The sequence below is a fragment of the Bradyrhizobium sp. JR4.1 genome, assembly GCF_040548605.1.
In the GTDB taxonomy this organism is placed as follows: domain Bacteria; phylum Pseudomonadota; class Alphaproteobacteria; order Rhizobiales; family Xanthobacteraceae; genus Bradyrhizobium; species Bradyrhizobium canariense.
This window is the reverse complement of the sequence record NZ_JBEPRY010000007.1, coordinates 238,262-260,204: the sequence shown is the minus strand read 5'-3', so window position 1 is coordinate 260,204 and position 21,943 is coordinate 238,262. Positions and strand designations below refer to the sequence as shown.

18 protein-coding genes and 1 pseudogene are annotated in these 21,943 nt (G+C 61.4%); 7 read left to right on the top strand and 12 right to left on the bottom strand.

Annotation, left to right across the window (positions count from 1 at the left end; all coding sequences use genetic code 11):
* Positions 1-7 precede the first annotated feature (7 nt).
* The gene (dhaK, locus tag ABIB90_RS17760) at positions 8-997 is read left to right on the top strand and encodes a dihydroxyacetone kinase subunit DhaK (protein ID WP_007592624.1); all 990 of its coding nucleotides are present in this window, start codon (positions 8-10) and stop codon (positions 995-997) included.
* Positions 998-1,181: 184 nt separating this feature from the next.
* On the opposite strand, the gene ABIB90_RS17755 is transcribed toward dhaK, so the two are convergent.
* From ABIB90_RS17755 to ABIB90_RS17735, 5 genes are read right to left on the bottom strand one after another with little or no spacing between them, the layout of a single operon-like run.
* Complete coding sequence (locus ABIB90_RS17755) at positions 1,182-1,949, bottom strand: ABC transporter permease (protein ID WP_354161042.1); 768 nt, start codon at positions 1,947-1,949, stop codon at positions 1,182-1,184.
* Positions 1,946-2,710 carry an ABC transporter permease gene (locus tag ABIB90_RS17750; protein ID WP_354161045.1) on the bottom strand — a complete coding sequence of 255 codons (765 nt, stop codon included), beginning with the start codon at positions 2,708-2,710 and terminating at the stop codon, positions 1,946-1,948. The genes ABIB90_RS17755 and ABIB90_RS17750 overlap by 4 nt, the downstream gene beginning before the upstream one ends.
* A complete protein-coding gene (locus ABIB90_RS17745) occupies positions 2,707-3,513 on the bottom strand; it encodes an ABC transporter ATP-binding protein (protein WP_354161048.1) in 807 nt (268 codons plus the stop codon). Before ABIB90_RS17745 ends, ABIB90_RS17750 begins: the two co-directional genes overlap by 4 nt.
* Positions 3,510-4,214 (bottom strand): GntR family transcriptional regulator, encoded by a 705-nt coding sequence (locus ABIB90_RS17740; RefSeq protein ID WP_354161051.1) that lies wholly within the window; start codon positions 4,212-4,214, stop codon positions 3,510-3,512. Before ABIB90_RS17740 ends, ABIB90_RS17745 begins: the two co-directional genes overlap by 4 nt.
* A gap of 11 nt (positions 4,215-4,225) precedes the next feature.
* On the bottom strand, positions 4,226-5,173 hold the full coding sequence (locus ABIB90_RS17735) for an ABC transporter substrate-binding protein (protein WP_502916970.1): 948 nt from the start codon (positions 5,171-5,173) through the stop codon (positions 4,226-4,228).
* An 88-nt stretch (positions 5,174-5,261) separates the two neighbouring features.
* On the opposite strand from ABIB90_RS17735, the gene ABIB90_RS17730 reads away from it, so the two are divergent.
* On the top strand, positions 5,262-6,251 hold the full coding sequence (locus ABIB90_RS17730) for a fumarylacetoacetate hydrolase family protein (RefSeq protein ID WP_354201170.1): 990 nt from the start codon (positions 5,262-5,264) through the stop codon (positions 6,249-6,251).
* Positions 6,252-6,297: 46 nt separating this feature from the next.
* On the top strand, positions 6,298-7,074 hold the full coding sequence (locus ABIB90_RS17725) for a cyclase family protein (RefSeq protein ID WP_354161057.1): 777 nt from the start codon (positions 6,298-6,300) through the stop codon (positions 7,072-7,074).
* 738 nt (positions 7,075-7,812) lie between these two features.
* Here ABIB90_RS17725 and ABIB90_RS17720 read toward each other — a convergent pair.
* The 3 genes and pseudogenes from ABIB90_RS17720 to ABIB90_RS17710 form a co-directional block, all read right to left on the bottom strand.
* On the bottom strand, positions 7,813-13,692 hold the full coding sequence (locus ABIB90_RS17720) for an AAA family ATPase (RefSeq protein WP_354161060.1): 5,880 nt from the start codon (positions 13,690-13,692) through the stop codon (positions 7,813-7,815).
* A gap of 510 nt (positions 13,693-14,202) precedes the next feature.
* Positions 14,203-14,469, bottom strand: coding sequence for a hypothetical protein (locus ABIB90_RS17715; RefSeq protein WP_354161063.1), 267 nt, complete (start codon positions 14,467-14,469; stop codon positions 14,203-14,205).
* Positions 14,470-14,486: 17 nt separating this feature from the next.
* Positions 14,487-14,813 (bottom strand): annotated as a pseudogene (locus tag ABIB90_RS17710) (alpha/beta-hydrolase family protein); the annotation flags it as partial.
* A gap of 72 nt (positions 14,814-14,885) precedes the next feature.
* Between ABIB90_RS17710 and ABIB90_RS41630 the strand changes: the two are divergent.
* The 3 genes from ABIB90_RS41630 to ABIB90_RS17690 all read left to right on the top strand — a co-directional run bounded on the left by ABIB90_RS41630 (position 14,886) and on the right by ABIB90_RS17690 (position 16,670).
* Entirely contained in the window at positions 14,886-15,284 is a 399-nt protein-coding gene (locus ABIB90_RS41630; RefSeq protein WP_502917981.1) for an AMP-binding protein, read from the top strand.
* On the top strand, positions 15,215-15,658 hold the full coding sequence (locus ABIB90_RS17695; RefSeq protein WP_245285867.1) for an AMP-binding enzyme: 444 nt from the start codon (positions 15,215-15,217) through the stop codon (positions 15,656-15,658). Before ABIB90_RS41630 ends, ABIB90_RS17695 begins: the two co-directional genes overlap by 70 nt.
* A 241-nt stretch (positions 15,659-15,899) precedes the next feature.
* The gene (locus ABIB90_RS17690) at positions 15,900-16,670 is read left to right on the top strand and encodes a hypothetical protein (protein WP_354161066.1); all 771 of its coding nucleotides are present in this window, start codon (positions 15,900-15,902) and stop codon (positions 16,668-16,670) included.
* Positions 16,671-17,429: 759 nt separating this feature from the next.
* On the opposite strand, the gene ABIB90_RS17685 is transcribed toward ABIB90_RS17690, so the two are convergent.
* The gene (locus ABIB90_RS17685) at positions 17,430-18,284 is read right to left on the bottom strand and encodes a caspase family protein (RefSeq protein WP_354161069.1); all 855 of its coding nucleotides are present in this window, start codon (positions 18,282-18,284) and stop codon (positions 17,430-17,432) included.
* A 123-nt stretch (positions 18,285-18,407) separates the two neighbouring features.
* Between ABIB90_RS17685 and dusA the strand changes: the two genes are divergently transcribed.
* Positions 18,408-19,403, top strand: a complete 996-nt coding sequence (dusA, locus tag ABIB90_RS17680) for a tRNA dihydrouridine(20/20a) synthase DusA (protein WP_083869798.1) — start codon at positions 18,408-18,410, stop codon at positions 19,401-19,403.
* A gap of 33 nt (positions 19,404-19,436) precedes the next feature.
* Here the strand turns inward: dusA and ABIB90_RS17675 are convergent, their stop codons facing one another.
* From ABIB90_RS17675 to ABIB90_RS17665, 3 genes are read right to left on the bottom strand one after another with little or no spacing between them, the layout of a single operon-like run.
* Entirely contained in the window at positions 19,437-19,991 is a 555-nt protein-coding gene (locus ABIB90_RS17675; RefSeq protein WP_007592605.1) for a TIGR02281 family clan AA aspartic protease, read from the bottom strand.
* Positions 19,992-20,019: 28 nt separating this feature from the next.
* On the bottom strand, positions 20,020-20,223 hold the full coding sequence (locus ABIB90_RS17670; protein ID WP_354161533.1) for a DUF1289 domain-containing protein: 204 nt from the start codon (positions 20,221-20,223) through the stop codon (positions 20,020-20,022).
* Positions 20,224-20,267: 44 nt separating this feature from the next.
* Complete coding sequence (locus tag ABIB90_RS17665) at positions 20,268-21,863, bottom strand: sensor histidine kinase (protein ID WP_354161074.1); 1,596 nt, start codon at positions 21,861-21,863, stop codon at positions 20,268-20,270.
* Positions 21,864-21,943: the final 80 nt, after the last annotated feature.

Sequence of the window (21,943 nt, the reverse complement as noted above, 5' to 3'; positions counted from 1 at the left end):
GACGTTCATGAAAAAGCTGATCAACAGCACCGATACGATACTCGAAGAAAGTCTGGACGGTTTCGCGGCAGCTCATGCGGGTATCCTGCTTCTTGGTGCCGAGCGCAAATTCGTCCGGCGCCGCACGTTGAAGCCAGGCAAGGTCGCGCTGATTTCGGGTGGCGGCGCGGGACATGAGCCGCTGCATGCGGGCTTTGTCGGCCTCGGCATGCTCGATGCCGCTTGCCCCGGTCAAGTCTTCACCTCGCCGACGCCAGACCAGATGATCGAGGCCGCGGAGGCCGTCGACACGGGCGCAGGCGTGCTCTTCATCGTCAAGAACTACGAAGGTGACGTGATGAATTTCACCATGGCAGCCGAGATGGCCGCGCGGGAAGTTGCGAGCGTGGTGACTAACGACGACGTGGCTGTGGAGAAATCGACCTATACGACCGGTCGTCGCGGCGTCGCGGGGACATTGATCGTGGAAAAAATGGTCGGCGCTGCGGCCGAGACCGGAATGCCGCTTGCCGCTCTCACGGCGCTCGGCGAAGAGGTCAACCGGCGCACGCGCTCGATGGGGGTGGCGCTGTTGCCATGCACCGTGCCGGCCGTAGGGCGGCCAAACTTCGCATTGGCCGACAATGAAATGGAAATGGGCGTCGGCATTCATGGTGAGCCCGGCCGGCGCAGGGTGACGCTGGCGTCCGCCGATGCGATTGCCGCCGAGCTGCTCGATGCGATCCTGAACGATCTTGCGCCCGGCAAGGGGAGTGAAGTGCTGCTTCTCGTCAACGGGTTTGGCGCGACGCCTCTGATCGAACTCTATCTGATGGTCAATGCCGCAAAGCGGATTCTGGACAGCGCGGGGGTGGCAGTGGCGCGCTACCTGACCGGTTCCTACGTCACATCCCTCGACATGGCTGGTGTCTCGATCACCGTATCTGTGCTCGATAGTAAGTCGACGAAATTATGGGATGCCCCGGTGCAGACGGCAGCTCTGCGGTGGGGCGTCTGATCTCAGCTCGCGGCTTGGTTTTGATCACAAACAATGACTTATCGACTCCGCTCCCGCGAAACTAAGCCTCGTCGTTCCCACCCAAGAGAAAAATCCATCGAAAGTTCAATGTAGCCCTCGCGGCTCAATTGTTGGAATGGCCCGCATCGCGCGGGCCATTTTTGTCTGGCGATGGATCGCCACGCTATCGGGCTGTACTCTGCCAAGCGAGCATTCGCTGCTCGACGAGCGACACCGCAATTGAGGTCAAATATCCGGTCGCACCGAGCAGAATGACGCCGGCGAACAGGTCGGCGGATCGGAACGCACGTGCCGAGAGCAAGACCCACTGGCCAAGGCCGTCTAGTCCGGCCAGGATCTCGCAGACCACCGAAAGGATCAGCGCGACCGTCAGGCTGAGCCGCATGCCCGCAAGGATGTCGGGCAATGCCGAGGGCAGGGCGATCTTGCCGATGACGGCGCCGCGCGACATCTGCAGCGAGAGGGCGACGTCGTAGAGCCGCGGCTCGACCGCGGCAAAGCCGTGGATGGTTGCGAGCATGATAGGCCAGATCGCGCCGAAGGCGATGACGAACAACGCCATGCCTTGCGTCAGCCCGAGCATCGCGATCGCGACCGGGACGATCGCGGAGACCGGCAGGGGCCGCAAAAATTCCAGGGAGGGCGCCACATAGGCGCGCATCATCCTTGACGATCCGATCAGCGCGCCGAGCGCAACGCCGGCGATCGAGGCGGCGAGCCAGCCATAGGCCATGTGTTCGAGCGTGCCGATGAGCTTGCTTGCGAGATCGCCGCTCGAAAAGCCGCGCATCAGGGCAGCCCAGGCTCGGTCCGGACCCGGCAGGAACACCGGTGAGACCAGCCGCAGATCGGCGATGAGCTGCCACGCCGCGATAAAGCCGGCCGCGACGAGGATGCTCGCGATACGCCAGAGAATCGCAGCGCGGTTCATGGATTGTCTCCGGCGAACGCGGCACGGCCGAACAGCCGGCGCTGGGCCGCAATCAAAAGGACGTTCAGCGCGTAGCCGATTACGCCGATCCAAAGCAGATAGGCGAGCATCAGGTCGGCGCGTAGCGCCTGCTGCGCCAGCATGATGCCGGCGCCCAGGCCGATCGGATTGATGGCGATCTCGACGGTGACAGCGACGATCAGGGCGATACCGGCCGACAGACGAAAGGCGACAAAGATCCGCGGCAGTGCGGCCGGAATCACGATCTTCGCGATCCGCTGCGCCGCGCTCAGCCGCAGGGCCCGTGACACTTCCATCAATCGCGGCTCAATGCCGCGCACGGCGCTGCGCGTCATGATCAGCATCGGCCAGATGCAGGCGAACGCCACGATCACGATCTCCATCCGGTAGCCGAAGCCCAGGGCGATCAGCGTGATCGGCAGCAGCGCGATCGAGGGAATTGGGCGGATCGCCTCGACCGTTACCTCCATCAGGCGGTCGAGGGGTCGCGAGATGCCGAAGGCAATACCGAGTGAAAGCCCAATGACACTGCCGATCGCCAGTCCGGAAAAGGCGGCGAACAGTGTGTCGCGGGTCGCGGTCGGAATCGAGAGATCGGTAAGCGCTGCGGCCAGCGCCGCGAGGATCGCGCTGGGCGGGGCGAGGCTGTCGCTCTGCAGGTGGGTGAAGCGCGCCCAGAGCTCGAACGCAAGCATCAGCGTCAGCGGCAACAGCAAGGGTCTGGCGCGGTCGAGGTTCAATGTTCGGTCGCCTTGATGAAGTCGAACAATTGCCGGCGCAGCCGCAGGAATTCCGGATGCTCACGCGTGGCCAACTGGTCGCGAGGGCGCGGCAGGTCGATGTCGAGCTCGATGCCGATCCGGCCCGGATACGGCAGGAGGCCGATGACGCGGTCGCCGAGGTAGATCGCCTCCTCGAGATCGTGGGTCACGAAGATCACGGTCGTTTGGCTCATTTGCGTCAGCGACAGGACCTCGTCCTGCAGCCCCTGGCGCGTCATCGCATCCAGCGCGCCGAACGGTTCGTCCATCAGCAGCGTCGTCGGCTCCTGCGCAAGGCAGCGCGCGATCTGCAGGCGCTGCTGCATGCCACCCGACATTTCGGTCGGATATTTGTCAGCGTGGCCGGGCAAGCCGACCTTGCGCAGCAGCGCCTCGATGCGCGAGCTGCGCTCGCGTGCCGGCACGCCGGAGGCTTCGAGCGCCAACGAAATGTTGCCGGCCGCGGTCCGCCACGGCAGCAGCGCCTTGCCGTAATCCTGGAATACGATCGCGACCTCGCGGCGCGGCCCGGTGATCGGCTCGCCGTCGAAGATCACGACGCCGCTCGTAGGGCTGTAGAGGCCCGCGGCGAGCCGCAGCGCTGTGGTTTTGCCGCAGCCGGAGGCGCCGACAATGCAGAGGAATTCGCCCGGCCGCACCTCCAGATCAAGATTCTCGATGATGGTCTTGCCGCCGAGCTGCAGCGTCGCGGCGCTGAACGCGATCAGCGCTTTTTGCCGTCGCGCCGCGCGCGCCTCGTCGAGCCTGGCAACGACACTCATGATTGCTCCCCGCTTGTCGCCGGATAGACGAAATTGATGGTCGAGTGGAGATGCGCGGCCAGCATCGCTTGCGCGGCGGCAAGATCGCGGGCGAGCACGCGGTCGGCGAGCATCTGGTGGCTCTGTATGAATTCCTCCCCGCTGTCGATGGCACGCATCATCATGCGGCGGTAGCGATAGGCCTGATCGTAGAGATCGGAATGGGCGGCCAGCATGCGCCGCGAGCCGCAGGCCGCGAGCAGGGCGGTGTGAAAGCCCTTGTGCAGCCGATCGAAATCGACCGCACCCTCGCGGAATTCATTGCCGGTGCGCTCGATATGCCTTCGCATCTGATGCAGCGCGCTAACGATGCCGGCCTCCCAGGCGACATCGCCGTGGAGGATGGCGAGCCTGACGGCCTCGATTTCGACCGCCGTCCGCATGCAGGTGATGTCGGCGAGATCGTCATGGCTGACCTCGGCGACACGAAAACCGCGCTGTCCGATGCCGACGATCAGGCCGCGTGACATCAGCCGAGACAGGCCTTCGCGCAGGGGGGTGGCGCCGATATCGTAGCGCTGCACGAGATCGACGATGCCGAGCCGCGATCCCGGTGCAAGATCCCCGGAAAGGATGTCCTGCTCGATGAGGTTTGCGGCGCGCTCGCTCAAGGTGCCGGCCTCGGCCGGAGGACGTTCGAGAGTGCGCTCGGGGGCAGGCATCGCCAATGTCCTCAGTTCAGCACCAGTTTGGAGGTGTCGGGTTTCGACTGCAGCATCTTCTGCGACGACATCACATCGATCCACCAGGCGAGGTTTTCCGGCTTGAGATTCGGCTCGGACTGGTTCGGCGGTGTCGCCTTGACGAGCTCGAGTGGCTGCTTGGTGAACTTGGCGATCGAGGCGGAGGCCTTCTCGCGATCGCTATTGACGATTGCGGCGGCCTCCGCGATGGCTTCGCGGAACTTCTTCACCGTCGCCACATTCTTCTCGGCCCAGTCGCGCCCCGCGGCATAGAAAATGATCGGGTCGGTGCGGCCGAGCTCGGCGCCGTACCGCGCGCCGACCGAACCGATCCCCGCATTGGTCATGCGCGTGACGAACGGCTCGGCAGTGAGCACCGCATCGACGCCGCCTGACTTGATGATGTCAGCCATGGTCGGGAAGGTGACTTCGACGAAATTGACGCTTCTGGGCGGGACGCCTTTCTCCACGAGCCATTTCACGAACAGCACGTGGAGAAAGGCGTTGAGGCCGGGCGCGCCGACCTTCTTGCCGATGAAATCCTTCGGCTCCTTGATGGTGATGCCGTTGCGGACGAAGGCGGCGATCGCGGTGTTCGAGGTCGGGTTCATGACCGAGGCGCCGGCGATCGCGACAAGGTCGAGGCCGCCGTCGACGGCCTGGAGGAAGACGGTGGAGGTGGGGCCGCCGACCTGAATCGAGTTCGACAGGATTGCCGCCGGGATGTTGGAGTTGATCGCAATCGGCGTCATCTCGACATCCAGCCCGTGCTTTTTGAAAATGCCTTCGTCGACAGCCACCATGGCCGAGGCGCAGTCGGAGGTCGCAGTGCAGCCGATCTGGATCTTGGCCTGCGCCAGCGCGGGTGCCGTCCAGGCAACGGACCCTGCAACTCCAAGCGCGAGACCCAACATCGCCTTGATCTGCGTTCGCCTCACCGCGCTCTCCCCAATTTGTATTTTTCAGGCTTGTTTATCGATATTTTATCTGATCATATATTTCAAACGATAGCAAGGGGTACCCAAGATGAAGCTCGCAACATTCAGATCTGCCGGTCAGGAGAAGATCGGAGCCGTCCACGACAATGACAGCCAGCTGTTCGACTTCGCCGCCGCCGCCGCGCGGGGCGGCCAGGCCGATCCGGCCTTCGGCTCGATGCTGGCGCTGATCGACGCCGGGCCCCGCGCGCTCGATCGGGCCAGGGCCCTGCTCGACAAGCACGGCCCGGACGCGACGCTGTCGGCGGCAGTCAGTGCCGTCGACATCCTCGCGCCGGTGCCGGAGCCGCGGCAGATGCGCGACGGCATGTCGTTTCCCCTGCACATCCTGCAAGCGCCACGCGGGCAGCGGAAGCTCGCCGCCCGCGCCAGGGGCGACATGGCCGAACTGGCCCGCATCGACGCCGAGCCGCTCGGCGAGCTGCCCGAGGTCTATCGCAAGCAGCCGATCTTCTACATCACCAACCGCTTCAGCGTCCGCGGCACCAACACCACGGTGAAATGGCCGCGCTACAGCAAGGTCATGGACTACGAGCTCGAATTCGGGATCATCACCAAGAACAAGGGCGCGAATATCTCCGCCGCGAAGGCGAAGGATCACATCTTCGGCTACACCATCTTCAACGATTTCTCAGCGCGTGACGCACAGCGCATCGAGATGGAGGGACGGCTCGGCCCGGCCAAGGGCAAGAGCTTCGACGGCGGCAACGTGATGGGTCCCTGGATCGTGACACCGGTCGAGATCGGTGATCCCTATCATTTGAAGATGGAAGCGCGCGTCAATGGCGAGACCCGCTCGAAAGGCGTGAGCGAGGGCATGCTGTTTTCCTTCGAGGAGATCATCGCCCATGTCACGCAGGACGAGACGCTGATGCCCGGCGAATTCATCGGCTCCGGCACGGTCGGCAATGGCTGCGGCCTCGAGCTCGGCTGGTTTCTCGAGCATGGCGATACGATCGAGCTCGAGGTCGAGAAGATCGGTATTTTGAAGAACCGCGTCGAGCGGCAAGAAGTCTGAAGGGACGCCTGACGGTCCCAACGAGAACAATCAACGAGGAAGCGCCATGACGAGCAAGCTGATCGACATTTCCGTCCCCCTCCAGAACGACGTGCCGGCGGACCCGCCCGGCAATCATCCGACGATCCAGTATATCGACCACCAGCAGGGTCTGCCGCGCATGCTGCAGTTCTTCGACGGGTTGAAGGCCGAGGATCTGCCCGACGGGCAGGGTTGGGCGGTGGAACAGGTCAGTCTCTCGACCCACAACGGCACGCATCTCGACGCACCCTGGCATTTTCACCCGACCATGAATCGCGGCGAGCGTTCCTGGACCATCGACGAAGTGCCGCTGGAATGGTGCTTCCAGCCCGGCGTGAAGCTCGACTTCCGGCACCTGCCCGACGGCTATGTCGCAACGGCCAAAGACGTCGAGGCCGAGCTCAAGCGCATCGGCCATGAGCTGAAGCCATTGGAGATCGTCGTGGTCAACACCAGCGCCGGTGCCAAATATGGCCGGCAGGACTACGTCACGTCGGGCTGCGGGATGGGCTATGAAGCAACCATGTACCTGCTCGAGCGCGGTGTGCGCCTGACCGGTATCGACGGCTGGAGCTGGGACGCGCCGTTCGTTCATACCGCGAAGAAATACGCCGAAACCAGGGACGCCAGGCTGATCTGGGAAGGTCACAAGGCCGGCCGCCATATCGGCTATTGCCATCTCGAGAAGCTGCACAATCTCGAATTGCTGCCGTCGACCGGCTTCAAGGTGTCATGCTTCCCCGTCAAAATTGAGCGAGCCTCTGCAGGATGGACGCGAGCGGTCGCAATTTTGGAGAGCTAGCCTCTCAGGCCCCGTGCGCGCCAATCGCGGTTCAAATGGCCATCATCAGCAATAGTCGGTCTCCGGTTGCGCTTGCACCATTGAACTTACCGTTCGACATGCTTCTGAGTTTGGGCGGACGATCGCAGGAAATATCGCAGATTTGAGTCATGTTGGGGAAAAGCGATAGCGGTTTCCCGACTTGAGCCCCCGACGAGTCAAGATCCGTGTTCCGCCGCGCTCTGGTTAAACTGAGACCCGTCATTCCGACGAAGAGAAAACCCACGGTAGGTCCAATGTAGGTCTGGCGGTGAAGTTGTCGGAATGGGCATTGATCTTCCAAGCAAATCATACGCCTCTTAATCGGCGGGTCCCAGGTTCGAGCCCTGGTGCGCCAAGACGGATGGGGTCGACGAGAAAAAGGCGGATCTCGTGCGACGTTTTTTGCGATCGTGCCCCGGATAGCAGTGCGACTTATGCTTTTTCTTTATTTCTGCATCTTCGCGCAATGCGATACGGTGTGCAGATTCAACGGTACAGGCCGACTACGCGCTCGTCGTAGAATAGGATACTAGGGCGGGCAAAACGGACAACCTGTTTTGCCCAGTCGCCTCGTGATCCCTCGACCGTTCTGCGACAGCTTGGTGATTTAATCCCCGCCGCGGCAGCCGGGATCGGCAGGGCTGTGATCGACTTGATCTTCTCGACCGCAAAGCGCGAGGTGCGTGCTCGAAGTTGGAACCGGCAATCCGGCCACAATCAAGAAGCGTCGGCAGGGTGGGCCGGTACGGTGAAGTGAAAAATTGCGCCGTGGGGCTGGTTGCGCGTCACCCACAAGCGTCCGGCATGCGCTTCGATAATCGAACGACAGATCGACAGTCCCACCCCCAAACCGCTGGGCTTCGTCGTGTAGAAGGGCGCGAAGGCGTGCTCGAAGGTTTCAGAGCTCATCCCCGGTCCCGAGTCCTTTACCTCGACGAGAACACCGTTCGGTGCAGCCTGCGCGGTGGTGATCAGCACTTTGTTGGCTCCATTCGCGACCGTGCCGATTGCCTGGACAGCGTTGACAATCAGGTTGAGAACCACTTGTTGCAATTGGACGCGGTCGCCCTCGACAAGCGGCAAGCTGTCTGCAAATTCCGTCTGCACCGAGATGCCGTTCTTCATCGCTTCGCCGCGGGTAAGCTCAATAACGTCCCTGATCGCCTCATTGATGTCCAAGCGATCCTTCCGGGGCGGTGCTTTTTTGACGAGATCGCGAATTCGTTGGATGATGTCGCTGGCCCGAGCGGTATCGTTCATAAGCCAGTCCAGTGATTCCCTGACCCTCTCAAGATCCGGCGGATTTCTCTCCAGGAATCGCGCGGCCGCACCAGCATTCATGGATGCCGCGGCAATCGGCTGGCTCACTTCATGCGCGATCGAGGCCGTGAGTTCGCCCATGGTGGCGAGGCGGTTAGCGTGCGCAAGCTCCTTCTGTATCTCGCGCAGCGCCTCTGCGGCCCGCTTCTGTTCGGTGATGTGCCGTCCAACGCCGCGATAACCGATGAAGTGCCCGGACTTGTCGAGCACCGGCAGCCCGGAGACGGACACGTAGCGCTTGCCGCCATCGGGCGTAGGGCGCGCGAGCTCGAAATCGCGGAACGGAAGGTGGGCATCGAGCGTCTCCCGATGCTTGCGCCAAGCCTCCTCGTCGGGCTCCAAGTAGGGCACTTCCCAGCGCGTCTTACCAAGTTCAGAGCCCGACGCGGGTGCGTCGACCATGCCTTCGGCGAATTCCTGGCGAATGAAACGATGCCGCGCATCGGATTCCCAGTACACGTCGAAAGAGAACTGTACGAGAGTCCGGAAACGCTCCTCGCTCTCCTGCAGAGCCACTTCCGATCGTTTGCGCTCCGTCAGGTCAACGACAAAGGAGACGCCCTGGTCTCGTTGTTCGTCGAACGCAGCCATGCCGATCAACACCGACACGCGGCTTCCGTCCTTGCGGAAATACTCTTTCTCGAACGGCTGCACGCTACCCATCTTTTTTAGTTCCGGGATCCACCATCGCTCGTGGCGGTCGAGCCATTCAGGCGGCGTCAGGTCAGTCCAGCGCAGGCGGCCCGAGACGAGATCCTCACGGTCGTATCCCACGATGCTGAGAAACGCATCGTTGGCCTCCAGAATCGAACCTTCAAGCTCCCAGATGATGATTCCGATGATGTTGGCATCGACAAGGCGTCGGATTTTCGCTTCCCGTTCTCCGAGATCGCGGTACAAAGCCGCATTTTCCAGCGCGATTGCTGCCTGTGAGGCGAGCAGCTTCAGCACCGCAATTCGCGCCGGTGCAACAACGTAGGGCGTCAGTGTATTCTCGAGGTAAAGCACGCCGATAACTTTCGCACGGTTGATCAGGGGCATGCAGAGAATGGAACGAGCGTTGCGCTGATTAACGTAGGGGTCCGTGGCAAAGGGAGGCTGGACCGTGGCATCCCCGAGAACCGCGCACTCTCTAGTTCGCAGTACGTAATGGAGAACGGATTCGGGAAGGAGATCCGCGGCCACCGCTGTATTGCGCAGTTCAACAGTAACTTTATCGCCGGTTGTCGTGGCTTCCGCTTCAATGCGCGGCTCGGTGTCGTGCGACAGGATCAGCAGACCGCGTTCAGCCCCTGCTTGTTCGATGGCAGTGCGCATGAGCGTCTCGATAAGCGTCTCCAGCACCATCTCACCTGACACCGCTTCCGACACCTTGATGACAGTGGCGAGGTCGAGATGCTCGATCGGCGCTCCAATCGTGCTCATCGGGCCTGGCTCTGATCTCGCCTCCCTGAGGTGCGGGTGCATATCCTCAAGTTGCCGCACTTTGCCGTCTGCCCCCCAACGAACATAGCAGTCGCGCGCTCTCCGCAAATAGATGCCAGCAAATTCTTCGAAACCACGCGCGCCGTAAAACCGCGCGGCCAATTCATAAGCGATCGCCTCGTGGTGGACGAAGCCGTTGTCGCGAGCGGAGCGGATGGCTTGTTCATAGAGACGCTCCGCGTCCAGTTCTCTGCCTTGGAGACGGGCGATCTCGGCGCCCGTTAGAATAGCGCGGTCCGCGAAATTCTCCGGGCAATTCTGTGCCCACAAATCGAGCTGCGTGTGGTGCCCAGTCAAGGCCTCAAGGTGCCCTTGACGTTGTTCGGGGTGTGCCGAATTCCAGCATGCAGCGTGCGATAGCGCTGCATAGAACTCGTATTCCACCGTCTCGAGTAGCTGCGGTGGTGACCACGGCAGTCTCCGCGCCTTCGATGCGGCGTCGACGGCCGGCGAATAGTCGCCGGCAAAGAAGCACGCTTGCAGCTTGCGGATCCAATACCAGCTCTCGGGCAGCGCGAATGCCGGATCGGCGGCCAAACTCCGTTCGAACCGAAGCTCGTCGGACGGGTCGTCGTGCAGAGCGCCGAAACGCCGCGTCAGGCCGCGCAGCATACGGATTAGCCCAAGCTGCGGCATTATGATGTCGGCCACCAACGCAAACTTCGCCTTCTTGCTCAACTGCAACCCGTGCTCGGCTTCGCGCTGCGCTTCTGCAAGCGCATCGCCCGCCGCAAGGAAATTCGTATTCAAGCTGGCGCAACTGAAGGCCGCGAACGTGACGTCGCCACTGCTGCTCGCGGCCTCAAATGCGCGCTGAAAGGCGTCTCGGGCATGCTGGAGGTGCTTGGTCCATGAAAGGACAAGGTTGCCATAGTTCAGGTAGGTCCTGGCGTGCACGCGCGAAAATCCGCGCCGCTCGACCAGCTCAGTGCCGATACGGCTGAATCGAAGGCCCGCCTGATAGTCGCCGAAGCGCGCGCCGGCAATGGCGCCGAACATGACGTAAGGAACGCATGAAGCATCGTTGTTCCCCCACTCGAGGCTGATCTCCACCGCTTTTAGGGCCACCAGCGAGCGAAGGTTCGCATCAGTGAAAAACGCCGGCGGCATGAGCGCCGTCAAAAGATCTATGGTCGCTAGTGCGAGTGCATCACTCATCAACGGCAGATCCAATAGCTCCTCGACCGACCGATTCCCGAGCCGAGATCGGACGTGCTCGTATTCGCGTCGGACGTCATCATCGCTTGGGTGGACTACCCATCGAATCCCGAGTTGTTCCAGATAGCTGAGACCGGCGCTAACCGCGCGGTCCGGCTCACTGAGCGCCGTGTACAGATCCACCCGGCGGCGCGCGACGACAGCAAGGTCGGCGGCGGTCGCGGTTCGCGTCGTCAGCTCCTGCAAGCGCTGTTCTGCCTCCAGGACCGAGCCAGTCACGAACTCGCATTCGGCGCGATGCAACTCGAACGCAAAGGCAAGCTGCTGGCGTTGCTCCCAGCAGTCGTCTGGTAACAACGCGGCACCGGCAGCGGCATAGTTGAGCGATGCCGCGTAGGCCGCCGCCCCCCACGCGCGCAGGCTGGCTGTCAGATTAAGCTCTGCGAGTTGCTCGCGTTCGTCTCGCGAGGTGATCAAGGGCTCGCCACGGTTGAGCTGGTTGACGATCTCGAAAATAGCCCTCTCCCACTTCTCCCGGGGGGTCTGCGCCAGCAGCTCCCGACCGATTCGCAAATGCAGCGCCGCGCGTTGATCATCCGCAATCAGCGAGTAGGCGGCTTCGTGCACTCGATCGTGGACAAACCGATACACTCCTGGCTGGTGCTCGACCAATTCCTGGCGAATGGCCTCCCACAGATCCGCGTGTACCCGCTGCTCGGAGCGACCGAGGACGATCGAAATTGTCCTCGTGTCGGCGATGTTGCCGAGACAGGCCAGCCGCTGCAGCGTGATCTGCGTCTCGGCAGGCAGGCGGGTCAGCTTTGCGATCATCAGATCCACGACATTGTCGGTGTGGCCCTTGACGTGAATGCGAGCGAGATCCCAGCACCAGCACCGTGCGTCGTGATCGAAGCGGACCAATCCCTCTTCGGCAAGCGCCTGAAGGAATTGAATCACAAAGAATGGGTTGCCAGCCGTCTTATCGTGAATCAACTTCGCGAGTGGCGCGGCACGCGTCGAATCGCAGCGAAGAGCATCGGAAATCAAACGCGAAATGTGTGAGCTGGCAAGCGGCGCTAGAATGATCTGCTGCACGTTAGCGCCAGCACTCTTTATGGCCTCAAGCCTGTACCACAATGGATGAGCGACGGTGACCTCGTTGTCGCGAAAGGCGCCGATCAGCATCAGGTATTGCAGTTCGGAGCGGGTTAAAAGGTCCTCAATCAGATCGAGCGTGGCGGCATCGACCCACTGGAGATCGTCGAGGAACAACGCCAATGGATGCTCGGACTGTGCGAATACCCCTATGAAGCGCCGGAGCACGAGACGGAAGCGGTTCTGTGCTTGCTGCGGAGGGAGCTCAGGGAGGGGTGGCTGCTCTCCGATGATCAACCGCAATTCAGGGATCAGATCGGTAACAAGTCGTCCATTGGCGCCCAGCGCACCACGAAGCGCTTGGCGCCAGTGCGTCAGCTCGGCTTCGTTGTTGCTCAGAAGGAACCGCACGAGACTCTGAAAAGCCTCCACTACCGTTGAATAGGGAATATCGCGTTTGTACTGGTCGAACTTGCCTGATGCGAACAGCCCGTGGGACGGAACAAGGCGACGATGGAGCTCATTGACTACCGAGGATTTACCAACGCCGGAATAGCCGGTAACCAGCATCAATTCCGGCGCGCCGCTCTTGATCATCCGGTCAAAGGCGGCCAGCATGGCTTCAATCTCGCGGTCTCGTCCGTAGAGCTTCTCAGGGATCCGCAGTCGGTCGGGCGTGTCGTATTGTGCGAGCGCGAACTCTTCGACGCGGCCTCCGGTTTCCCATTCAATCAGGCAGCGGCGTAGATCATGTTCGAGGCCTGAAGCGCTCTGGTAGCGTTGCTCGGCGGATTTGGCGAGCAGCTTGAGGACTATGGTCGAGATTGCAGCCGGTACAGTGCTTACCCGCTCGCCGGGCGCCACTGGCTTTCGCGCAATGTGGCAATGCACCCACTCCATGGAATGTGCCGCTGAGAACGGCAACGAGCCGGTCAGCATCTGATAGAGCGTAACGCCAAGTGAATAGAGGTCACTCCGGAAATCGATCGACCGGTTCATCCATCCGGTCTGTTCGGGAGCCATATAGGGCAGCGTGCCCACGATGAATTCCGGCGGCCCAGGGGCGCGTCGCTCGCGGGCGAGGCGCGAGGCGATACCGAACCCGGTGAACCGGACCCGTCCGTCCTCGCAGTTCACCATAATATGCGCCGGCTTCACGTCCTTGTGGACGAGGCCGCGTTGGTGCACCTTGTTCAGGGCTGCGGCGATGCCGATCGCGAGCTGCAGAAAGCGTCCGATGGCCATGGGCGCACCAAGCAACTGTTCGAGCGGCTGGCCACCAGGATCCTCGAGCACCAGCACTGGACGGTCACCATCGCACTCCAGCCCGAGCGGCCGCATTGCCCAAGTCTCATCTAATTGGTCTTTCAGCGCAAACTCGTGATCAAGACGATCGAGGAGGCCGGACGAAGCGTGTTTCGCCTTGGGAAGTACGGCCAATACAGTTCTGCAGGCGCCATCGGAAGCCGGACGCAATGGCCGGCAAAAGATGCGGTCATCGTCCTCCCATAGCACTTGGAACCGGCTATCCATGCGCATCAACCCAAAACGCTGGGTTCAACCCCGAAGCCTCCGCGTGACCAATATCGGGCGAGGAGGTACTGTGTTGCGCTCTGTGGCTACATCGACACTGCCATAAAAGCGGGCTTCTGCCCAGCGTAAGCTGCGGCGCCAGGCAGATGACGGCGAGAAAGCCGAAGCGCCGCTAGCCGGACACCAACCGTGTTCGCGCGCGAGCCGGCGGGCGAATTCAGCTGCGTATCGAACTCGAAATATGCTGCCCGATGCGTCGCCACAACTTCTGCTGGCCGTCCGGACCGGCTCGAATGCGAACGGCTTCTGCGGCTCAGGTGTGGTCTGGGCACCGGATTGCTATGCGGTGCGGCCCACGAGCTGATTGGCTCATAAAGCGGAAGCGCACCGCCTTTGATTCCGGTCGCCTTCATCCCACTCTATGGTAGCAATCCGTTGTTAATGTCCACCATCATTCAGAATTCAGAGCATTTGTTAGTTGGCGTCGTGTGCACCGGGACATCAAACAAAATCTCTCTAAAGGCGGCGGAGGCAGGCGAAAGAGAAGCGGATGTGTGCGCCACTGCAGAATGGCTGGCGGGCGATGCAGATCGAAGGTGTGATGGAGCAGCAAACCCAACCCGCCAGCACCACAGCTTGAACGATCAGCGAAGAATTCCTCGCACTCGCCGATATCGTTGACAAAGCTGAGGTCAACTTGATCTTGTCGAAGTGAAAAGCGGTGCAGATGGCCGAGTGATTAATTCTCAGTGCCGAGGCATTGAGCGCAACGCGAGCGGCCATTATCTTTCCCTGTCGAATTAGGGATTGTCGCCGCAGACGCCGGCAGAGACGTTCGCAGCCCTTCCGAGATGACTCTTAAGTCTTCCAAGTGCCTCGGCCGGCCAATTTCGGAGATTGGCCACAGCAACCCATGCATCGGGATAGTGTTCTGGCGCGTAGACATGGCCATAACCGAAGGGCGTGCCGGTTGCGACCGCCATGTCAACGGCGATCTGCAGCATGGTCACGACCGGATACCATCGAAGTTCAGGCGAAACGTCCCGACCGCGCGGTGCATTCATCTAGGCCGGGCGCCGGTAGGCGTACCGATAATCGAAGAATACGATCGGGTCACTTGCAACCTGCTGGTGGCCGGGCGAGTTTCCGGACTGCTTCGCCAAAATCGTCCATCCGACCGCATCTACGGCGTGCTGCCGATGTCTCACATCGTCGGCTGTTCCATTCTGCTGATTTCGACGCTGATGCACGGCAGCACCTTGCACGTCATCGCCAAGGCCGATCCGGCTGCGCTCGCTCATGCCATCGCCGAGGAAGGGATTACCAGCCTGTTCGGCGTGCCGGCCACGTATCAGCGCTTGCTCGAATACAAGGCGGTCAAGGGCATCCAGATCGAGGACGAGTTTTGTATTCCGCTCCTGAACAATTATGGCATTACCGAATGTTCACCGGGTCTCTCCGGTGTCCGCTCAGACCTGTTCCAGACGAGTCGGTTGGCCCCTTTCTTCCCGGTATCGAGCACCGGATCGTGGACGGGCAAGGCAGGACGGTTGCGATCGGCGAAGTGGGCGAGCTGCACGTTCGCGGCCCCAACGTGATGCTGGGCTACTATCGTGCTCCGGAGCTGACGGCGGCGGCGATCGACAGCCAGGGCCGGTTCAACACAGGGGATCTCGCCCGGGTGAACGGTGAGGGCCATCTCTACATCGCCGGCCGCACCAAAGAACTCATCATTCGCTCCGGGTTCAACGTCTACCCCGCCGAGGTCGAGGCGGTTCTGAATGCGCACGATCAGGTCGTGCAATCGGCCGTGGTGGGACGATCTGTCGATGGCAACGAGGAAGTCGTTGCGTTCGTCCAACTGCTGCGAAGCGGGATCTGCAAAGGCGTTGGGAAGGTCCGCGCCTGTCCAAAGAATGTAGTCGTCGGGTTGGCCCGCCACGCCAATTTCGAGGAAGCGCGCATAGTTTAGGCCATCTATCGTAAATTGCCTGTTTGAGAAATTCTGCTTCAGTAATGTAATGCCGTGGAAGATTGATTTAAGCGCTTCCGCAACTTTTTCCTGTGCCACTGTCGGAAAGTCTTTCTTATCTGTCCGGTTCTGGATACAGCGCCTTGAAGCGTTCCGCCACCGGCGCGGGCAGTCTTTGCAGTCACCTCAGAATCTTGGCATAAGGACGTAATTCGCTCAAGAAAATGAAATTGAGGAACTGATGTCTGCCGGGTCATCCAATCGGGGCTACTTCATTTTAACGCTCGCACCCTTATCGGGAGACGCGGAATACACGGACGCTGGCACCTTCGATGATTTCGATGAAGCAATGCGTGAGGCGGAAAAGCTTAGCGGAGCTAATCAAGACAAGGGCGTCTACCTGAGCGAAGCTGCGGTGTTCAAAGTCGGACGTTCCTCAAAGGAGGAGCCGATGATGTTCTGGTGGAACAAACCCTACGCTGACATGCTCGAAGAGGTGCCTCGCGCCAGAGGATACGGCTACCACACGCCTAAGAGGGGCGGCGCGAGATTTATCGAGTACGAACCAGACCCAGCTTTTCAAACATTCGAAGATTTGGAAGAACAGCTAGGCGATGCCGATGAAGCAGAGTCGGACGAGGCCGAGTACGCCACAGGACATTGCGAATCCTGCGGCAAGATCGTTCCCCTTTACGAGCTGAGCGATTTCACCACCAGCGAAGAAGCCGGTCGTTTATCGGGATCAACTCGCACAGGACGGTCTTCCTCGAGACGCACTTCGCCTAGGAGCTCTTCATACACTAGCGGCTCTTCGTCTTCGAGTTCGTCCGGGCGCGGAGAAGGCGACGCGGGAATGGACGAAATCCCAGCCAGCGCCGCGTCTCTTGTTCGGACCACTGGCGAGAAGAGCCGGGTCGCTGAGCCGGGACAGGTCGACCACGTAAAGCCCTGCATCGCCTCGGAATGGCGCTCACCACCGGACGGTTCGGCTGCGCCTTCGCGCGGCGCCTGATGCACTCCGCCGAATTAACTTCCAACAGCAACATACGATTCACATATGTGGATGCTGGAACAACGTCGGCGGATTTCAGTCTCCGTTGCATCATTTTCCCGATTGGTCCACCGGCGGGCCATGATCCAAGCTTGTTAGAAGGCTTGGTTGGGGGTTACACGACATGCGTGAATATCCCGGTCCAGCGGCTGACGCCATTGTGCGGCTGCATGAGCGTCTAGAACAGCTTACGTCTCAATTGTCCGAACTGGAGTGTCTTCGGGCCCGCGTGCTCGAAGCGGAGCGGAGCGTACTGATCACTGTCGAAACCGCTCCGTCCCGTTCGCGAGCGCCATCGCGGCATACGCGTTTTCCAGTTTCCCCAGTCCGTTCATCTCTTTGAAGTTGTGGCACGCGAACTTTAGCCTCCCCTTGACCTCGTCCGAGGCTCTGGCAGAGGCCGCTAGCGACGGTGCCGCGTTGGAACGCTTCGCCGATTACCGAATGTTCCCGGCACACGGCCCCAAAGTGGGCAATGCAGTCGTGCCCCAGCTCCCCCAATCCCTCGGAGCCGGGGCAACCCAGTCCACCACCATGTTTAGAGGTTTTGCTATCGCGCTATTTGGGCTGACCATTCTTTCGCAGCTCGATCAGGCGCTCTTCCTATGGTCGAAATACTGACGCTGCGCGCAGGCTTGTGCGGCAGATTAGTCGCAGTTTTGGGTTGTAGGTGAGCCGTGCTGCCATCATTCGCGCGAGGCATGTGAGCTTCCTCAACGGCTACTTCTTCAACAGTATCCCTACCTGAACAGACGAAGCGTCCGGGAATAATGCATTGTATTCGGTGCCAGGCCGCAATACCGGAACCGCTATTTCCCCTTCAACGTGACCAAACATAACTGGGGTTTGCACGTATCCAAATAGCGCAGCATCCGCGCGCACTCGTACGGTAGTGTCATGAACCAGCTTTACAACACTGTTTGCGATATCGCCCTCCTGAAGGAGCGCGATGATTGCTTGGGTAAAATGCCCATGTTGAGAAATCGGATCCTCAAGCGCCTCTTCGGTCACACCGCACGCAGCGAATAGAACGCGCCCATTACCGGTAATCTCCACAAAGGCTGACCCAGCGTCGCGAGGAATTGGGCTACCTTCGAGAACGCGCGCCGGGGCGCCACCACTAAAGCAACAATCGAGGAAACAAATGACGGCCTTTGCGCGTGAGACCTTGAATCGACGGGCTAGCTCATCCATTGGGAGAGTCGTGGCGGCTAGGTCAGAAAATTGCGTGTCATGAGTGACTAGGCGATGGTCATGGGTACCATGGCCTGCGAAACTCAGAATGACCGTGTCTTCAGGTCCTGCTGCATCAAGTGTTGAAGTGAGCAGGTCGCGGATGGCTGCAAGGGTATCCTCGACGTGAAGGTCGATGATGTCGCCGAACGTTCGAGCCTGCACAGCAGCCTTCGGTTTTGGTGATCCACCGCGGTCGATGTTGCGCTCCATATCGAGCGCCCAGTCCTCGCCGTCCTTGCGCCGACGGAAAGTCTCTGACACGTAGCGGTTCTTGCGGCGGACCTGGACGCGCCAGTTCCCGGAAGACAATTGCGTGAAGCTGGCGACGGCCGTGTGCACTCCCCAATTCGTGTGCGCTACGTGTGCACTGAGAGGTCAAAACAGGTACAAACGTGTGCAAATTCGGCTAGTTTGGAGTGCACACGTTCATGCTTCATCCTATTGAAAGCACAAGGTAAATCATTGAAATCGCAACACTATCGCTTTTCTGTGGCGCCCATGATGGATTGGACCGACCGGCATTGCCGGGTGTTCCACCGTCACCTGACGCGGCGGGCGCTGCTCTATACGGAGATGCTGACCACTGGTGCCATCATTCATGGTGACCGGGAGCGGCTGCTTGGGTTCGACATGGTCGAGCACCCGGTCGCGCTTCAGCTTGGCGGGTCGGATCCGCGCAAGCTGGCGCTGGCGGCGCGGATCGGCGAGGAGTTCGGTTATGACGAGATCAACCTCAACGTCGGCTGCCCCTCCGACCGCGTAAAGGACGGCCGTTTCGGCGCTTGCCTCATGGCAGAGCCTGATCTCGTGGCCAGGTGTGTCGAGGCGATGAAGGGTGCGGTGGCCGTGCCCGTGACCGTGAAGTGCCGCATCGGTATCGACGACCAGGATCCGGAGGTCGCACTCGACAAGCTTGCGCGCGCGGTCGTCGCCTCCGGCTGCGATGCGCTTATCGTGCATGCCCGGAAAGCATGGCTCAACGGTTTGTCACCGAAGGAGAATCGCGACATCCCGCCGCTCGACTATGATCGCGTCTATCGCCTCAAGCGCGCGATGCCCAATGTGCCTGTCATCATCAACGGCGGCATCCCCGGTGTCGACGAGGCCAAAGCACATCTCGATCACGTTGACGGCGCGATGCTCGGACGGGCCGCCTATCAGGAGCCATGGCGGCTGCTCTCCGTCGATACCGACATTTTCGGCGAGGAGGCGCCGCATGCCTCGATGCAGGATGCGCTCGAAGCGATGATGCCCTACATCGAACAACAGCTCGCGCGCGGCACGCGGCTGCACTCCATGACGAGGCATTTCGTCGGCGCATTCCATGCCGTGCCCGGCGCGCGCGCCTTCCGCCGCCATCTTGCCGAGCAGGGGGTGAAGCCGGGCGCCGGCCTCGAGGTGCTGCGCGATGCGATTGCACGTGTCGGTGCCCGCGCGCCGGCAGAGGCGGCGGCCTAGCCGTAGTCGCATGACGAGCCGGATTGCAAAAGTCTAGTCGACTGCCAGGCGCGAGCGGCGGTGACTGGTCTGGAGCTCCGGATAACCGGTGAGCATCAGCTTGTCGGCGCGCACGCCCCAGCTCTCCAGGCGATCGAGGAAGCTCATGCCGAGCAGGTTGGTCTTCATCTGTCCGCGCTGCACGACGAGGGCCGGCACCGATTTCTCGACGAGGTGGCCGACGGAGAGACGGTCGATCGTGAGGCGGGCCGCCTTGGTGTGACCGCCCGCGGTTTCGAGATCGACGTCGTATTCGAGCATCTCGAGCGGCAGCCCGATCGCTTTCGCGGTTTCCCAGGTCAGCACCACCGAGGTCGCGCCGGTGTCGATGACCATCGGTGCGGCCACGCCGTTGATCTTGGCGCGCAGCGCGAATTCGCCGCCCTGGCCGCGCTGAATCTGCACGGCGGGGGCGGGCGCTGCGGTCTGCGTGCGAAAGATATGCGAGACCTTGCTGCTCGCGCGCGCGATTTGGTCGGAATCGCCATAGGCGACGACGGCACCGGCCGTGCAGGCGAGCATGATGAGAACGAGCAGGAACCGGATCATTGCGCATCTCCCGATGCGCTCAGGCCGGTCAGCTGCGTTTCGGCGATCCCGCGATGGGCGCAAGTCCAGCCTGATTCATGCGCGCCGGCAACAGCGCCATGAGCGCGAGCCGTTCCGCGCTCTCCATGGCGTGCCAGCGCGCGATCTCCGGCAATGTGCGTCCGCAGCCGAAGCACAGCCTGGTCTTGGGATCGATCATGCAGACGGCGACGCACGGCGTTTCGTTGCTCATTCGGAGATAGTGGCGGATGGTCGGGCATGTCTGCAAGCATCTCGTTACGAGCCCGTACCTGCGCTCATGATCGGCTTGCGACGGGGCCGGCGCTTCTCGTCCGCTACCGCAGAACTCTCGGGCTGGAGCGGCGGAGAATCATCCGACATCGGTGCCAGCGCGCTCATCACGCGCTCGGGCGGCAAGGTGACGATCACTTCGGTGCCGATGCGCAGCTTCGACTTCAGCGTGAACGTACCGCCATGCAGGTCGATCAGATTCTTGGCGATCGGCAGGCCGAGGCCGGCGCCCTGTTCGGCCGACTTGATCGAATTGGAGCCTTGGCCGAACGAGGCCAGCACGACCGGGATCTCGTCCTCGGGGATTCCGGAGCCGGTATCCTTCACCGAGAGATATTGTCCGCCTGAGGCCGTCCAGCCCGCTTTGAGCCAGATCTCGCCGCCTTGCGGAGTGAATTTGATCGAGTTGGAGAGCAGGTTGAGCACGACCTGGCGGATCGCGCGCTCGTCGGCCCAGAGCCGCGGCATTGCCTGCTCGAACACCTCGTGGATGGTGATGCCACGGCTCGAGGCGCGCAGCTTCATCAAATGATGGCAGTCGGCGACGATGCCGACCAGCGAGACCGCTTCCTCGTTGAGCTCGTAGCGGCCAGCCTCGATCCGCGACAGATCGAGGATCTCGTTGATGAGGTTGAGCAGGTGGACGCCGGAATTGTGGATGTCGGCCGAGTACTCCTTGTAGACCGGCACGGCATGCGCGCCGAAAATCTCGCTCTTCATCACCTCGGAGAAGCCGAGGATCGCATTGAGCGGCGTCCGCAGTTCGTGGCTCATCTGCGCCAGAAAGCGCGACTTGGCGACATTGGCGGATTCGGCGCGGTGGCGCGCCTCGTCCGAGATCGCCTTGGCCTGTTCGAGCTCGCCGATCAGCGCGTCCTTCTCGGCGCGCGCCTCGAGCGTGGCGAAGGTCGAAGAGTGCAGACGGTGGGCCAGCAGCACGAAATAGCCTTCAGCGGCGAGGGCGAGCGCGGCCAAGATGTAATTGTCCAGCGAGCCGGTCATCACGAAGCTCAGCGCCATCGCGACCGCGACCGGTGCGGTGGCGGCGAGGGCGGCGATCGGCAGATTGGCGGCCAGCATGCTCGATACTGCGATCACCAGCAGCATCAGGAACATCATCAGCGATTCCGTGATCATGTCGAGCACGGGATGGATCAGGATCGCCATCCAGCAAAGGCCATAGAGCAGGTCGAGGACGACGAAGCGTGTCTGCCATGCGCGCGTTCCCGCGGGCGAGGCGGGCTCGGCCAGGAAGCGATGGCAGCTGCGGATCATCGCGGCATGGATGCAAAGCATGCCGGCGGTCCAGGCCGCGGCCGGGATCGGCTGCATCCACAGCCCAAACAGCACGCCCGTCGCGACCACAAGCAGCATCACGACATAGGAGGCCGACAGCCGGGTCTGGGCGTAATGGCGCAGCATCTCGGCGTCGAAAGCCGGCCGGGTTCCACTGGTCGACGTTAACTTGTCGCGCGCCTCGCGCACCCGCTGTGCCGCAGCCCGGCGATGGCTCGCCGACGGCACGCTCACCGGCTCGGCCGGAAGCTGCACAACCTCGGGCTTTTCAGCGGGTTTACTCATCGCACAACAACAATTCCTGCCCGCGCGGGACGGGCCTTCTGCATTGTCTATCTCTGGCAAGAAATCCTTAAGAGGTGACT

Coding starts and splice junctions, on each gene's coding strand:
- dhaK (WP_007592624.1), top strand. CDS start 8: ATGAAAAAGCTGATCAACAGCACCGATACGATACTCGAAGAAAGTCTG.
- ABIB90_RS17755 (WP_354161042.1), bottom strand. CDS start 1,949: ATGAACCGCGCTGCGATTCTCTGGCGTATCGCGAGCATCCTCGTCGCG.
- ABIB90_RS17745 (WP_354161048.1), bottom strand. CDS start 3,513: ATGAGTGTCGTTGCCAGGCTCGACGAGGCGCGCGCGGCGCGACGGCAA.
- ABIB90_RS17740 (WP_354161051.1), bottom strand. CDS start 4,214: ATGCCTGCCCCCGAGCGCACTCTCGAACGTCCTCCGGCCGAGGCCGGC.
- ABIB90_RS17730 (WP_354201170.1), top strand. CDS start 5,262: ATGAAGCTCGCAACATTCAGATCTGCCGGTCAGGAGAAGATCGGAGCC.
- ABIB90_RS17725 (WP_354161057.1), top strand. CDS start 6,298: ATGACGAGCAAGCTGATCGACATTTCCGTCCCCCTCCAGAACGACGTG.
- ABIB90_RS17720 (WP_354161060.1), bottom strand. CDS start 13,692: ATGCGCATGGATAGCCGGTTCCAAGTGCTATGGGAGGACGATGACCGC.
- ABIB90_RS17715 (WP_354161063.1), bottom strand. CDS start 14,469: ATGGCCGCTCGCGTTGCGCTCAATGCCTCGGCACTGAGAATTAATCAC.
- ABIB90_RS41630 (WP_502917981.1), top strand. CDS start 14,886: ATGTCTCACATCGTCGGCTGTTCCATTCTGCTGATTTCGACGCTGATG.
- ABIB90_RS17690 (WP_354161066.1), top strand. CDS start 15,900: ATGTCTGCCGGGTCATCCAATCGGGGCTACTTCATTTTAACGCTCGCA.
- ABIB90_RS17675 (WP_007592605.1), bottom strand. CDS start 19,991: ATGATCCGGTTCCTGCTCGTTCTCATCATGCTCGCCTGCACGGCCGGT.
- ABIB90_RS17670 (WP_354161533.1), bottom strand. CDS start 20,223: ATGAGCAACGAAACGCCGTGCGTCGCCGTCTGCATGATCGATCCCAAG.
- ABIB90_RS17665 (WP_354161074.1), bottom strand. CDS start 21,863: ATGAGTAAACCCGCTGAAAAGCCCGAGGTTGTGCAGCTTCCGGCCGAG.